Source organism: Vibrio sp. ZF57 (assembly GCF_001691235.1).
Taxonomy (GTDB): domain Bacteria; phylum Pseudomonadota; class Gammaproteobacteria; order Enterobacterales; family Vibrionaceae; genus Vibrio; species Vibrio crassostreae_C.
This window is the reverse complement of record NZ_MAKD01000057.1, coordinates 1-14,714: the sequence shown is the minus strand read 5'-3', so window position 1 is coordinate 14,714 and position 14,714 is coordinate 1. Positions and strand designations below refer to the sequence as shown.

At 44.8% G+C, this 14,714-nt stretch carries 15 protein-coding genes; 9 read left to right on the top strand and 6 right to left on the bottom strand.

The genetic code is table 11. From position 1 onward, the window contains the following. Window positions 1-12 precede the first annotated feature (12 nt). From A6D97_RS06710 to A6D97_RS06675, 8 genes are read left to right on the top strand one after another with little or no spacing between them, the layout of a single operon-like run. Window positions 13-516, top strand: a complete 504-nt coding sequence (locus tag A6D97_RS06710; protein WP_017062279.1) for an acyl-CoA thioesterase — start codon at window positions 13-15, stop codon at window positions 514-516. Next, entirely contained in the window at window positions 503-1,183 is a 681-nt protein-coding gene (locus A6D97_RS06705; RefSeq protein WP_017064143.1) for an outer membrane lipoprotein carrier protein LolA, read from the top strand. Before A6D97_RS06710 ends, A6D97_RS06705 begins: the two co-directional genes overlap by 14 nt. Next, window positions 1,155-3,527 carry an MMPL family transporter gene (locus tag A6D97_RS06700; protein WP_065584064.1) on the top strand — a complete coding sequence of 791 codons (2,373 nt, stop codon included), beginning with the start codon at window positions 1,155-1,157 and terminating at the stop codon, window positions 3,525-3,527. The genes A6D97_RS06705 and A6D97_RS06700 overlap by 29 nt, the downstream gene beginning before the upstream one ends. Continuing rightward, the gene (locus A6D97_RS06695; protein ID WP_065584063.1) at window positions 3,524-4,147 is read left to right on the top strand and encodes a DUF3261 domain-containing protein; all 624 of its coding nucleotides are present in this window, start codon (window positions 3,524-3,526) and stop codon (window positions 4,145-4,147) included. The genes A6D97_RS06700 and A6D97_RS06695 overlap by 4 nt, the downstream gene beginning before the upstream one ends. A 5-nt stretch (window positions 4,148-4,152) precedes the next feature. Beyond that, a complete protein-coding gene (locus tag A6D97_RS06690) occupies window positions 4,153-5,352 on the top strand; it encodes a beta-ketoacyl-[acyl-carrier-protein] synthase family protein (RefSeq protein ID WP_065584062.1) in 1,200 nt (399 codons plus the stop codon). After that, the gene (locus A6D97_RS06685) at window positions 5,345-5,809 is read left to right on the top strand and encodes a hotdog family protein (RefSeq protein ID WP_017062284.1); all 465 of its coding nucleotides are present in this window, start codon (window positions 5,345-5,347) and stop codon (window positions 5,807-5,809) included. The genes A6D97_RS06690 and A6D97_RS06685 overlap by 8 nt, the downstream gene beginning before the upstream one ends. Further along, window positions 5,806-6,531 carry a 3-ketoacyl-ACP reductase FabG2 gene (locus A6D97_RS06680; RefSeq protein ID WP_017062285.1) on the top strand — a complete coding sequence of 242 codons (726 nt, stop codon included), beginning with the start codon at window positions 5,806-5,808 and terminating at the stop codon, window positions 6,529-6,531. The genes A6D97_RS06685 and A6D97_RS06680 overlap by 4 nt, the downstream gene beginning before the upstream one ends. Next, on the top strand, window positions 6,528-7,751 hold the full coding sequence (locus tag A6D97_RS06675) for a beta-ketoacyl-ACP synthase (RefSeq protein ID WP_065584061.1): 1,224 nt from the start codon (window positions 6,528-6,530) through the stop codon (window positions 7,749-7,751). Before A6D97_RS06680 ends, A6D97_RS06675 begins: the two co-directional genes overlap by 4 nt. Before the next feature lie 91 nt (window positions 7,752-7,842). Here A6D97_RS06675 and A6D97_RS06670 read toward each other — a convergent pair whose 3' ends face one another. The 6 genes from A6D97_RS06670 to A6D97_RS06645 form a co-directional block, all read right to left on the bottom strand. Next, a complete protein-coding gene (locus A6D97_RS06670) occupies window positions 7,843-8,376 on the bottom strand; it encodes a chromate transporter (protein ID WP_065584060.1) in 534 nt (177 codons plus the stop codon). Between the two features lie 2 nt (window positions 8,377-8,378). Further along, complete coding sequence (locus tag A6D97_RS06665) at window positions 8,379-8,948, bottom strand: chromate transporter (protein WP_065584059.1); 570 nt, start codon at window positions 8,946-8,948, stop codon at window positions 8,379-8,381. Between the two features lie 8 nt (window positions 8,949-8,956). Beyond that, on the bottom strand, window positions 8,957-10,570 hold the full coding sequence (gene ggt, locus A6D97_RS06660) for a gamma-glutamyltransferase (protein WP_065584058.1): 1,614 nt from the start codon (window positions 10,568-10,570) through the stop codon (window positions 8,957-8,959). Continuing rightward, window positions 10,563-12,230: a tripartite tricarboxylate transporter permease gene (locus A6D97_RS06655; protein ID WP_065584057.1), complete on the bottom strand. Its 1,668-nt coding sequence runs from the start codon at window positions 12,228-12,230 to the stop codon at window positions 10,563-10,565. Before A6D97_RS06655 ends, ggt begins: the two co-directional genes overlap by 8 nt. Before the next feature lie 11 nt (window positions 12,231-12,241). Next, on the bottom strand, window positions 12,242-12,718 hold the full coding sequence (locus A6D97_RS06650) for a tripartite tricarboxylate transporter TctB family protein (RefSeq protein ID WP_065584056.1): 477 nt from the start codon (window positions 12,716-12,718) through the stop codon (window positions 12,242-12,244). Window positions 12,719-12,790: 72 nt separating this feature from the next. Beyond that, window positions 12,791-13,759, bottom strand: a complete 969-nt coding sequence (locus A6D97_RS06645; protein WP_065584055.1) for a tripartite tricarboxylate transporter substrate binding protein — start codon at window positions 13,757-13,759, stop codon at window positions 12,791-12,793. Between the two features lie 120 nt (window positions 13,760-13,879). Between A6D97_RS06645 and A6D97_RS06640 the strand changes: the two genes are divergently transcribed. Continuing rightward, on the top strand, window positions 13,880-14,536 hold the full coding sequence (locus A6D97_RS06640) for an FCD domain-containing protein (protein WP_065584054.1): 657 nt from the start codon (window positions 13,880-13,882) through the stop codon (window positions 14,534-14,536). The last annotated feature ends 178 nt before the right edge of the window (window positions 14,537-14,714 follow it).

Below are 14,714 nucleotides of genomic sequence, written 5' to 3'. Positions count from 1 at the left end.
TGAGAGCGATTTATGTCTGAAATCCTTCACCCATTACAATCTGAGGTGACGCTTATCACCTCATTCCAAGATGCCGACCCAATGGGCGTGATCTATCACGGCAACTACTTCCGATTCTTTGAAGAAGTTAGGCGCATCATGATGGATAAGATTGAGTACAACTACCATGAGATGAAGGATTCTGGCTACATGTGGCCTATCATCGATACCCGCGTGAAATACATTAAGGCGATACCGTTTAATCACAAGATTAAGGTAACGGCGAAACTCACCGAGTGGGAAAATCGCCTGCGCGTCGATTATGAAATTCATGATGCTCTAACCGGTGCTCGAATGACACGTGCTCACACCATGCAGGTTGCCGTCACCATCGAAGAACAAGAGATGTGCTTTGCCTCACCCAAAGTGTTTACTGACAAAGTCGAACACTGGCACCAATTTGGTTGCTTACCTCTAGCAACTGAACATCAAACACAAACCTCTAACCCACAGCAGGTGAACCATGAATCTGTTTAAACGCAGTCGCAAATACATCAATATCGCGCTAATTGGACTTACTGCGATGATGGCAAGCGGCCTTGTAAGCGCCAAAGAAAACTCTGCTGCTGTCAATTCTATTTCAGAGCTGCAGACGGTGCTCAGCGAAAATAGTATTGTGCGTGGTGAGTTCACTCAAACACGCAATATGGAGATGTTCGCCCAGCCTTTAACGTCACAAGGTACATTTCTGTTAGACAAATCAAGTGGCTTACTCTGGACACAAACCACTCCGTTTCCCGTGAACTTAGTGCTCACCGATAACAAACTGAGCCAAAGGTTTGCCGATCAACCCGCAAAAATCATCACCGACAAAGAAAATCCAATGGCGTTTTATTTCAGCCATATCTTCTTGTCAGTGTTTCATGGGGACACGCAAAAACTTCAGGAACAGTTCGCACTCAATTTTGAGCCCGCAACTAACACCAGCTCTGATGAAAATGTACAAGCATGGACACTGACTCTAAAGCCCAAAAATGCACCGATGAATGCGGTGTTTGAGGCTATCACGCTGCAAGGCAACAGCGATATTGAACGTATTGAGTTGAAAGAGATTCGTGGAGATAGCACAGTGATCGAATTCAGTCAGTTAAGCCATCTACCGGAAGTATTATCAGATGCTGAAGCGAAACAATTCCAACTCTAGTCTTGCCCTTGTTTGGCTTGTTGTTGTAATGCTGTTTAGCGGGTTGTTGACCAAACAATTCGCTTTTTCTTCGTCGGTACCGATTGAAAGCAACATTCTAAAGTTACTGCCCGAAAACCAGCAAGACCCAATGGTAGAGCAAGCCTTTCAGCAGATATCCAGCTCGATGAGCGAGCAAGTGGTATTTATCATAAGCGCTCCCGATATCGAACAAACCATGGTTGCGACCGACGCTTTTGAAAAAGCTCTCAACCAAAGAACTTTTTCAAGTCAGCCAACTCTGTTTAAGCAAGTTCAAGGTAAAATCAACGCCAGCACTCAAAGCCAGTGGAGCGATTTCTATTTTCGTCACCGATCTCAACTGCTGACCCAACAACAAAAAGAGACGCTGACACACTCGCCTGATTCGCGAGCTCAATATGTCATTCAGTCTCTGTACAATCCATTCTCAGGCGTCACTGCAGCAGAGTTATCTCTCGACCCATTCTTGTTATTTCGCGACTACATCAGTGCTATTGGCGTCCAATCAAGTAACTTTGTTCTGAAAGAGGGCTATCTCACGGCCCAGTCGAATGAGCAAACTCATATTTTAGTCACGGCTACTCTGGCGGACTCACCTTATAGCTTGGCGATTCAAGAACAACTTCCAGATCTTGATTCAATTGAGCGCGAGGTCGAAAAACAATTTGGCGTCAAGGTGCAGCATACTGGTGTGGTGTTCTACGCCAATTACGGTACCGAAAGCGCGAAATCAGAAATCAGTACCATTGGTTTGGGCTCATTGGCAGGCGTTATTTTATTGGTGTGGCTGACATTTCGTAGTGCGCTACCACTTGCCTTATCTTTACTCTCAATCAGTACAGGATTATTGGTTGCACTGGCAAGCACTGTCGCTATCTTTGGTAAGGTGCATCTATTCAGCTTGGTGTTTGGCGCTAGCTTGATTGGCGTATCCATCGATTACTCTTTTCACTATCTCACTGACCGTTTGGCCGCAGGAAGCCACTGGCAGAGCGATAAAGGCCTAAAGCATATTTTCATTGCCATCACTCTAGGTTTAATCACCAGCTTAATCGGATACTTAGGGCTACTGGTTGCGCCATTCCCAGGCTTGCAGCAACTGGCTCTGTTTTCGTCGATTGGACTGATCGCAGCTTACGCCAGTGTGGTGTGCTGGTACCCCGTTTTAGCGGTAAAACCAGGCCAAGAGCGCCCTCTTCCCCTGTCGAAACTTTGGCATACTTGGTTAAGCCTTTGGAGCAACCAAAAATTTAGAATTGGCTTACCGTTAACAGTGACTGTCGTTAGCTTGATGTCACTCAGTCAAATTCGTTACGACGACGATATTCGCCAGCTTCAGGCTATGCCCGAACAACTCAAACAACAAGAGCAAGCCATTACTGAGATATCAGGGTTAGGCAGTGGTCAAAATATGCTTTTGGTCACAGCTCAGAGCGACCAAAAGCTACTCAAAAAATTGACAGAAATCACCACAAGCTTAGATTCGCTGGTCAATAGCCAAGGTATCTCCGGGTATCGCAGCATCAATCAACACTTGTTAAGTAAACAAGAACAGCATGATAACTATCAGTTGGTTGAACAACTCTATAGTCAACAAAGCCATATATTACAAAGCTCTCTCGGTTGGTCTACGTTTCCAGAACTACCAAAATTCGAACCAATCACGGTATCTGGATTTTTGGAGTCTCCAGTCTCAGAGCCTGTTCGACCACTTTGGTTAAAACCTATCGACGGGCAAGCAGCGTCGGTCATTTTGATAAAAGACGTCACTGATGCTGAGCTGTTCTCACAGTGGTTGGAGTCAGATTTTGCTCAGAAGCAAGGTGTGAAACACCTCAATAAAGCGGATGAAATCTCCTCTCTTTTTGCTGAGTACCGCGTCAAGATTACCGAGCTGTTATTGATAGCATTGGCAGCTATTGGCATGCTGTTAGGCTGGCGCTATGGTGTGAAGCAAAGCCTGTTAATGCTGTTGCCTTCATTGATTGCAGGCGTAGCAGGTTTGGCGGTCACGGGCATTTTAGGCTCGACACTGAACCTATTTAACCTGCTTGGTTTGATTCTGATTTTAGGGATTGGCATAGACTACACCCTGTTCTTTGCTGAGCAAAAGAAATCGCTGAGCACCTTATTAGCGATCACCTTGTCAGGTCTCACAACACTACTTTCATTCGGCTTACTGTCGCTGAGCCAGACTCATGCCATTCATAGCTTCGGTGTTACCGTCCTAACTGGTATTTTCGTCGCGTGGTTGCTTTCGCCACTTGCAATCAGCAACGAACAAGCAGCGGAAAAATCAAACTCTCGAGAGGCTTTTAGATGAACAAAACAATCAAGGTAGCGCTCGCCGTTGGATTGAGCTTATTACTCAGCGCTTGTTCGATGGTGTCTCAACTGCCTACAGGCGCAAGTGTCACAATCGACAAAGACACCGAGCTAGCCTTGCCGCTGCCTGCTGAGCTGGGGTACTCATTTACGGCGAGCCAGCTGATCAGCGCAACATGGCAAGACGATACGCAGCAACTGCCTGTTCAAGTCGAAGTCACACCAGATAAAGTCGTGTTAGCGGGTTTTTCCTCTTGGGGAACACGCATCTTATCGCTGCAATACCAAAACCAAGCCATTGAGACTCAAGTCCTGTCCGGTCTTGGCGCAACCCTGCCGCAACCTGAGCAGGTGTTATTTAATTTAATGCTGACTCTATGGCCAATTGAAGCATGGGCTCAGCCTTTACAAAGCATAGGCGGGCACCTAGTCGATACCGACAAAACAAGAACCGTTTTTGACGATAACCAACAAGCCATCATTCGTATTGAATACCAAGCAAAAGTCGGCGAACCAAAGACATCTGGAGAAATTGTTTTCAAGCATCTGATCCAAGGCTATACCATCACCATACAAACGTTGAACTCAACGATTGTCGACAACCCAAGTAAGAGCTGAACATTATGCCTGTTTATATCCAAGACTGTGGTTTCCACTCCGCATTAGGCTCAAGCCTTGCTGACATTCATGGCTGCCTCAAAGGCGAGCATGAATCAAACATGGTTGAAGTAAGCGATATGCTGAATGATGGTAAGCAGACTATCGTCGGTAAGGTCGCTGGCAAACTGCCGGAGATCCCATCAGATCTAACGCAATACGCCACTCGCAACAATCAGCTGGCGTTATCCGCTCTTAATCAAATCAAAGACTCTATTGAGCAAGCAAAATTACAATTTGGCGCAGATAGAATTGCCGTAGTTATTGGCACCAGTACCTCAGGTATCTCAGACGGCGAAGCGGCATTCAAACATAAACTGGCACATGGTGAGTTTCCTGAGCATTACCATTATTCAAAACAAGAACTAGGAAATACCTCTGAATTTGTTAGCCAACATTGTGCATTAACAGGGCCAAGCTATGCGATATCGACCGCTTGCTCGTCCAGTGGCCGTGTATTTTTGACCGCGCAGCGATTGTTGGATTCTGGAATGGTTGATGCTGTGTTGGTTGGAGGTGTCGACACCTTATGTAAGTTGACGCTCAATGGTTTTCATGGTCTTGAAGCACTTTCAACCACACATTGTAAGCCATTTAGTGCAACCCGAGAAGGTATCAACATAGGAGAAGCAGCGGCATTTATGTTGCTCAGCAAAACAAAGTTAGCCGGTGTTAATGCAGCACAAGACACGTCAAACATTGCCTTATTGGGCTGTGGGGACAGCTCTGATGCACACCACATTTCAGCGCCTCACCCTGAAGGCAATGGTGCTGAACAAGCAATGAAAAAAGCGTTACATTCTGCACAGTTAAACGCAGATGACATTGGTTATATCAATGCACATGGTACAGCAACGCCACTCAATGACTCGATGGAAAGTAAAGCCATTCATCGTATTTTTGCAAACAAGGTTCCCGTCAGTTCTACCAAACCGCTGACCGGGCATACTCTAGGCGCAGCAAGTGCGATTGAGGCTGCAATTGCGTGGCATATTTTGAAATATGACTTACCGCTTCCCTTACAAAAATGTCAGGATAAAGCTGAAGATATTGAGATTGATTTGGTAAACTGTTCACAGAAACTTAAAGCAAAGAACATCTTAAGCAACTCGTTTGCTTTTGGTGGCAACAACATTAGCCTGATTTTTGGTGTAGTAAATGACTGATATCCCTTCTGTAGACCAACTTCTCCCTCACGATGATCCGATGATATTAATCGATCGTGCTATCAGCGTAGAGGCGTTGTCGATCCACTGTCAGGTCGATATTGGTGACCATAATCTGTTCTTTGACGCCGAATCTCAAACGGTACCAGCATATGTTGGAATCGAGTTTATGGCGCAGTCTGTAGCGGCATGGTCTGGATATCACGCACTTAAAAACGGCACCACGCCCCCAATCGGATTCTTACTCGGCTCTCGTCGCTATAAATCACTGTGTGATGAGTTTACTCAAGGTCAGACCCTTGATATCTACGCCGAACAGATGATGGAAGACAGCGGTATGGCTGTGTTTACCGCAAGAGTCGAAGACCGAGGTGAGTTAGTGGCTCAATGCCAACTCAACGTCTACGTGCCGACCGAACAAAAATTACAAGAAATGAAAACTAGGAGCCCATCATGAGCCGTCAGGTTTTAGTCACTGGTGCCAGTAAAGGTATTGGTAAAGCGATCGCTATTCAACTCGCGAAAGACGGGTTTGAAATCGCCGTTCATTACATGGGTGACAAGCAAGGTGCTGAAGAGACGCTAAAGTCGATCACCGAACTGGGTGGCGCTGGACGTCTTATTCAATTTGATATCAGCAAACGAAGCGAGTGTCGCGAAAAGCTTGAGTCTGATATCGCTGAACATGGTGCTTACTATGGTGTAGTGAACAACGCGGGCATTACTCGTGACACTGCATTCCCCGCGATGACGGAAGAAGAGTGGGATGGTGTGATCCATACCAACCTAGATAGCTTCTACAACGTACTTCACCCTTGTGTAATGCCTATGGTTCAAAAGCGTAAAGGTGGCCGTATCGTCACTCTAGCGTCGGTATCCGGCATTATGGGTAACCGTGGTCAAACTAACTATGCTGCAGCAAAAGCGGGGGTGATTGGCGCAACTAAGTCTCTTGCTCTAGAACTCGCAAAACGCAAGATCACGGTAAACTGTGTCGCTCCTGGCTTAATTGACACAGGTATGGTTGACGAGCACGTGAAAGATCATGCACTTCCTCAAGTACCACTGCGCCGTATGGGTGAGCCGGAAGAAGTAGCCGGCCTAGTCAGCTACCTAATGTCTGATATTGCAGGCTACGTAACTCGCCAAGTGATTTCAGTAAATGGAGGCTTAGTATGACCCGCCGCGTTGTTGTAACTGGAATGTCTGGTGTTACTGCTTTTGGTAACGACTGGCAACAGATAGAGCCTAAGCTAAAGGCCTGTGAAAATGCGACTCAATATATGCCAAGCTTCGAGCAATATGATGGTCTCAACACAAAACTTGCCGCGCCTATTGATGACTTCCAACTGCCTAAACACTACAAGCGTAAGCAAGTGCGTGGCATGGGACGTGTATCACGCCTAGCTACCGTTGCGACTGAGAATGCATTGGAGCAAGCCGGCTTAATTGGTCACGATGTATTGACCAATGGCGAAACTGGTATCGCTTACGGCTCTTCAACTGGCAGTACCGATGCGGTTGGTGCTTTCGGAGTAATGCTGAACGAGAAGTCGACACGAGCAATCACAGCAACCACTTACGTTCAAATGATGCCACACACAGCCGCGGTAAACGTAGGTCTGTTCTTTGGTCTGCGTGGCCGCGTGATTCCCACCAGCAGCGCCTGTACTTCAGGAAGCCAAGCCATTGGTTACGCCTATGAAGCAATCAAACACGGCTACCAAACCGTGATGGTTGCCGGTGGCGGTGAAGAGCTATGCCCAACTGAGTCTGCCGTTTTCGATACCCTTTTTGCTACCAGTTTAAAAAACGACACGCCAGAAAAGTCCCCTAGCCCTTACGACAGCGAGCGCGATGGCCTCGTTATCGGTGAAGGCGCCGGTACACTTGTTCTTGAAGAGTATGAACATGCTGTTGCTCGTGGTGCAAAGATCTACGCTGAGATCATTGGTTTTGCCAGCAACTGCGATGCAGCCCATGTGACCCAACCTCAGATGGAAACCATGCAAATTTGTATGGAAAAAGCTCTAAAGGATGCTCAACTTCCGGCAGAAAAGATTGGCTATGTTTCTGCGCACGGTACCGCGACTGAAAAAGGCGATATTGCGGAAAGTAACGCGACCGCGAATATCTTTGGCGAAGTGCCAATCAGTTCATTGAAAAGCTACTTTGGTCATACGCTTGGCGCGTGTGGTGCGATTGAAGCTTGGTTAAGCCTAGAGATGATGCATTCAGGTTGGTTCAGCCCAACATTGAATCTTGAGAATATCGACGAACAGTGCGGCAAGCTCGATTACATCACTGGCTCAGGTCGCGAATTGGATGTTGAATATCTGATGAGCAACAACTTTGCCTTTGGCGGAATCAACACTTCCATCATCTTTAGAAAGCTCTAGATGCATCTAACTTTATAGTGATAAAAAATAAAGCCAGCAAAGATAAACCAGCTGGCTTTGTTACTCTAACCTCAATAAAGGGAAGCTCTCGTTAAGCCCCTAAAAATACCGCCCCGTAAATCAAGCCGCTTGAGATAACCCATGTCGGGTGAACTTTGAACTTTTCCAATGTAATAGCGGCGAAAGCAAATAGCAGCACGAAATGAATCACGCCTGCTTCAACTCCTGATATCACCAACTTATAAGTTAGGATGGCCATAAGAGCTGCAATGACAGGCAAAACCCAAGCACTGAGAGCCTTCACTTTCGGCGCATTGCGGTATTTATATAGGATGCTCATCGCAATAATCATAATCAAAATCGTTGGTGCAGCCGTCGCAAATACAGCTAAAAATGCACCAAATACACCGCCGACTTCATAACCAATATAACCTGCCATTTTTGTTGCAATCGGACTGGGTAGTGCATTCCCTAATGCTAAAATCTCAGCGAATCGCGTCGCATCCATCCATTGATACTGTCCAACAACCTGCGCTTCAATCAGAGGGATAATTGCCGGCCCACCACCATACCCAACAATATTAGGAATAAAGAAAGCTAGAAAAATATCAATATAGATCTGCATGATTACCCCTCCTTCTTGCTAGTCTTAAGTTCAATATTTTTTTCGGGTTTAGCCAATACACCAACCAGAACCGCAGCAACAATCAATCCGGGATGAACATTAAAGACAAGGATCAGCACTAAAGAAGCTACCGATAACACCCCAGTAGCTAAAGCCCCTACTGCTTTATGCCCTTTAATAAAAAAGTCGTAGCACAGCTTCGCCATCATCCACGTCACAATAGGAACAACCCCCATAGCCATACCAGCTACCCAAGGAGTATCTCGATATTCGTTCAGCAGACCTAAACCTGCAATCATGACGATAATTAAAGGGACGATTGTCGCAAGCACGGCATTGGTACAGCCCCCTACCCCCCCGACTTTATAACCAATATATCCGGCCATTTTAGTCGCGATTGGCCCCGGTAAAGTATTACCAATAGCTAGTACATTGGAGAATTCGTCATCGTCCATCCACTTATAATTATCTACGACCTCTTTATGGACTAATGGGATCATCGTTGGCCCGCCACCAAATCCAAAAACACCAATACGAAAAAAAGCGTTAAATAAATCTATCTGTTTTTTCATTCCAACTCCTAATATGCCGCAATAGAGCCATCGGTACGGGCTTCTGTACCACCACATAACACACCTGAGTCTGGGTCTTTCACAATAATTTGGCCACGGCCATAGGTTGTATAATCTGAAGCTACTTGTACTTTGTGTCCCTTACGAAGCATCCCGGTCACAATGTGGCTAGGCATTGCCTGTTCAAGGCCAATATTCATATCCCCCATCCACTGCCAGCGAGGTGCATCTAATGCAGCTTGCGGGTTCAATTTAAAATCAATCATATTCATCACAACTTGCATATGACCTTGAGGCTGCATAAAACCCCCCATCACACCGAATGGACCAACAGGTTGATCACCCTTGGTTATGAAACCAGGAATAATCGTATGATATGTCTTTTTGTTAGGTTGTAGATAATTATCATGAGTCGGTTCAAGAGAGAAATTCTCACCTCGATTTTGAAGAGCGACGCCGGTACCGGGTACAACAACCCCTGAACCAAATCCATGATAATTACTTTGAATGAACGACACCATATTGCCTTCATTATCTGCTACAGCTAGGTAAACTGTACCACCAGCAGGAGGCTTACCTATGGAAGGTTTGATCGCTTTATCACCAATTAAATCACGGCGCGCCTGAGCATATTCGTCAGAAAGAAGACCTTCAACTGACACTGACATCTTATCGCGTTGAGTGATATAAGCTTGGCCATCCACATAAGCAAGTTTCATCGCTTCGCACTGCTTATGGATTGTCTCTAAATCATCTCGACTCTTGAACTCATCCTTTTTCAACATGTTCAGGGCCATCAACGCTACCATGCCTTGTCCATTGGGTGGGATCTCCCACACATCATAGCCCTTATAATTAACACTAATAGGGTTAACCCACTCAACCTCATAACGCTCAAGATCAGACTTTCGAATCAGCCCTCCAGTCTTTTGAGAAAAGGCATCAATTTTATCGGCAACCTCTCCTCGATAGAAAGTTGCAGCTTTAGTCGCACCAATATCACGCAGAGTCTTAGCATGCCCCGGACTAGTAAACAGTTCGCCGGGTACGGGCGTACTTCCATTTTTGGTAAACAAATCAAACCAAGCTTGTTTTAACTCACCATCTAATTCAGTACTAAAAGTTTGAGCAGCTTTGTCCCACAGAAAGCTAATTGTTGGGGACACAGGAAAACCTTCTTCAGCTAACTTGGCAGCAGGTTCCATTAAATCTGAAAATGGAAGCTTGCCAAATCGCTCACTAAGAGCTGCCCATGAGGCTGGAATACCGGGAACAGTGACAGGAGTCCAACCATATAAAGGCATTTTTTCATTGCCCTGTTGCTCCATTAACTCTGGGGTCAATGCCTCAGGAGCAAAGCTTGAACCATTTAAGCCATAGAGTTTGTCTTTAACCCAAACGATGGCGAATGCATCACCACCAATCCCACAACCCGTTGGCTCCACAACCGTGAGTGCCGCGGCCGTTGCGATGGCCGCGTCAATTGCGTTACCACCTTGCTTCAAGATATCAGAACCAATTTGAGCAGCGAGAGGTTGAGACGTTGCGACCATGCCATTCTTTGCGTAAGTTGCCATACGCTGAGATGAGTAAGGGTAAGAGAGTCCATCATTACTAAGCATTGCTAACTTCCTTTTTAACAACTTTAAAACTATTAAGATTTTTATAAAGGTTATAGATACCTGCTATAACCACTACAACTGCGATGATAGTACGTACAGTACCGCCCATCATAAATAAAGGGACTGAGAGTGAAACCATCATCAGAGGTATAAAGTAGGTTGCCCACATTACGTGATTACGCTTGCCTTTTTGGTATGCAGGAAAACATGACGAGAACACAGCTAATACTAAGAAAAACAAAGACCAAGGGCGGCTTAAGAACACCATTAAATCGGAATCAGTAGACAGAGCTCGGGAAAAGTTAACCTCTGCGATATGACCTAACACCACACCCAAAATCATTGGAGCAAGTGGAAAACCAAGCCCTTTCAGTACAAAACCAACCACTCCAAAAATAAACAATGTCCAAATATCAGCCTCAAGGTTGTTCAATGAAAACACTCCAACTGAGCAATATAGAAGAATCACCGAGGCAAGCGTATACATAGGTACTCGCGTGACTTGAACAAAGGCTTTCAAACATAACGATTGCAACGCAACCATGAAGAAGTGAGCAATAAAGAAAGCAATGAAAATTCCGTTTGCAAGGACAGGTTGTTCACTAATAAAGCCAGGGCTTGGCACAATATTATGTACCATCAATGCTCCCAACATAACGGCAGTCACGACGTCTCCAGGGATACCCAGCGCCATCATAGAAATAAGAGAACCGCCGGCTGTGGCGTTATTGGAAGCCTCAGGGGCAATAATGCCGTCTGGATGACCTTTACCAAATTGTTCTTTATCTTTAGACGCTTTCTTTGCTTGATCATATGCAAGTACATTGGAGATAGAACTACCAGCAGCAGGAAGAATACCTGTGAACACCCCAATTACACTAGAGCGGACTAGGTTTACCCAGCTAGATAGCACCTGCTTGATCGCTGCGATATGGTTGATTTTCGTTGCCTTACCAGTTTCTCTCATTAATGGCTCTTTAGCCTTGTTCTTATCTGAGATATCACCAAGTAACTGTGAGAATGCAAATAGACCAATTAGAACAGGTAAGAAAGCAAAACCATCAACTAGGAACTCGGTACCAAACGTAAAGCGTTCGACACCATTCAAATCATCAGTACCAACACAAGCAACTAACAGCCCAAGAGCACCTGCAATTAAGCCTTTGACTAGGCTTTCATTCGATAAACTGGCCGTAATAGTGAGGGCAAAAAGAACAAGAGAGAAATAGTCCCAAGGCCCAAACTCTAATCCGATATTAGCGAGTTGAGGCGCGAGTAACACCAAAACAACTGCCGAGAAAATACCACCAAAAAACGAAGCCCAAACCCCCAAACCTAACGCTAAACCAGGTTTCCCTTTACGAACCAGCGGAAAACCATCAAATGTCGTGGCAATAGAAGATGGAGTACCAGGAATACCTGTTAGCATCCCCGACATTAGGCCACCAGAGAGTCCTCCGACCATCACAGAAATCATGGTAGCCAGACCTTGGATTGGGCTCATACCAAAGGTAAATGGCAAGGTCAGAACAATCGCCATTGTTATCGTAAAACCAGGAACAGAGCCTGCTAATAGACCGCCAAACGTACCCGCTGCCATCAGCATCATGGTATCAAAAGTAAACAGCTGACTTGCAGCCTCTAATACATCTACAAACATGAATTCATCCCTTAATACATGAGTGAGTACAGTAATTCACCTTCAGGCAACATCACACTGAGCCCGAAAGTAAACACCACATACATTACGGCGACACTACCTATCGCAATACACATATGAATCAACATGTATTTCAATGTCTTATGGCCAATCATTGTTAGGACTAAGAACACAAAAGTGCTGCCACCAATTAACATACCAAGGTACGGTAACGAATAGACAAACCCGGCAAATAACGTAAACACAATGGCGACGTTACGAGGAAAGAAAGTCTTCCAGTTAAAAGATTCACTTTGTACTGGTTTGAGGGACGTTAAAAAATAAATCACACACAATGTAGTCAAGACCGAAAGGACTATGGTTGGCCACACATTTGATGTCATGGTGCCGTAGTTTGTACGCTCAATATCATCAAGTGCGTCGATAAAAGCACCACACCCAAGCAATAAGATGAGTCCGACAACACTGTCCTTATTAATGAAGTTCATATTTACTGTTCTCCGTAACACGCGAAGTCTTATAAAAAAGGCAGTCGTAAACAACCGCCTCCTCAATTAAGGCTATTTCACGTTGTAGATACCAACTTGCTTGGCAAGCGCTTCCCATGAACCAAATTCATCACCAAGTGCTGCGGCATAATCATTAGATGCTAAGTATTTAACTTCTGTGCCTTTTACTCTTAGCGTTTCTTGAATTTCTGGACTTGATACCGCTTTCTGGAAGAGCGCTTCGTAATAAGCAATGATTTCTGGAGATGTTCCTTTTGGTAGAGCAATCCCGCGACGCACACCAAATTCAACATCAAAGCCTTGTTCTTGCGCTGATGGAACGTCTGGAAGCTGGTTTTGGCGCTCTTTGGATGTTGTTGCTAATAAGGTAATTGCACCGGTTTCAACATTTTTGCGAGAAGACGTTAAGTTTGATAAACCAATATGAGCATTGCCTGATAGTAAAGCGGTTGTACGTTCACGCGTGCCATCATAAGAAACATGACGGAATTTAACATCAAGTGCTTCTTCTAACATAAGCATGGTGTAGTGAGAGGTTGAGCCTAGCGAGCCGGCAGCCACAACTGTATTTGGGTGTTCTTTAGCGTAACTTTGAAGTTCAGCGAGCGTCGAGAATGGTTGCTGACCATTCGCGCCTATATATTCTGCAGTTTCTGTTAACTGCACTACAGGTTGGTAGCCATCCCAGTTCACTTTTGCTTGGCCACCAAGGTAACTCGTCATAACCGACTGATGAATCGCAAGCAGTTCACAACCGTTTTTGCGAGATTTCAAAAACTTTTTAGCCCCTTTATTACCACTACGGCCCGGCATATTAACAACTTGCAGCTTAGGATCCGCTCCTTGTGCATTTGCCTCTTCGACAATTGTTCTGAAGATAATATCAGTACCACCACCGGCGCCCCACGGCACAATCAGCTTTGCAGTACTACATGGCAGGTCAAGGTCACTTTGAGCGAAGGTAGCAACAGAAAAAGAACCTAGTAGGATTGCAAGCGGTAAAGATTTTTTCATATTCATATAATCTCATCCTTGTTATTATGTACTTTTTTTTAAAATAATCGATTATTTTAAAACTGTGCAACAAATTAATCACATGGTGTTAAAGTAGTCAATAGGGAATATTAAGAGGATGAAACAGTGAGTCAGACTAAAAGTTCTATAATCTACGAAAAAATAAAACAAGATCTTACTGATGGGCTGTACCCTGCTGGGGAAAAGCTAAAAATATCTCGTTTAAAAGAGAATTATAATATTAGCTTAACACCACTAAGAGAGGCACTGAGCCAGCTTGCCGCACAAGGAATGATTGACCAGGAGAATAACAAAGGATTTTCCATTCCTAATTTAAGTTATTTAGATATTCTTGATATCAAGCAAACTCGCATATTGGTAGAAACGGAAGCACTTCGCTTATCGATCAGAAATGGGGATATGGACTGGGAAGCGAGTCTAGTTGCAACTCACCATAAGTTGGACCGATTAAGCTTATCTTTGAAAGATCTTGAAGCGTGGAGTGCGGCACACGAAGAGTTTCATTCTATTCTATTGTCAGGGAGTGGCTCGAAGTATTTACTCGATTTTTCAGCTCGCCTACACCTTGCTTTGGATAAATATCGACGTATCGCTGAACCGAATCAAAAGATCCGTAAAACATTAGACGCGCAACATAGTGAGTTGCTCCAACTTGCCCTAGAAAGAAATATAGAAAAAGCGGTTGAGGTATTAACCTCTCATATCACCCTATCATGCCAGTCTGCTATCGACTTACTCGCATCCAAAGAGGCTCAACCATAATTAAATGGATTAAGTGACTTAAAAATGAATGGCTTAAGTCGGTAGTAACTCTCTCCAGGCACGTGATAACAACAGCTCCAGTCAAATAGCACCTAAATAAAAAGGTTCATCGCGGATTAGCGGAAACTAAAAACAAAAACGGTAGTAAGTGATATGGTTTAGTCGCCAAACAAAAATC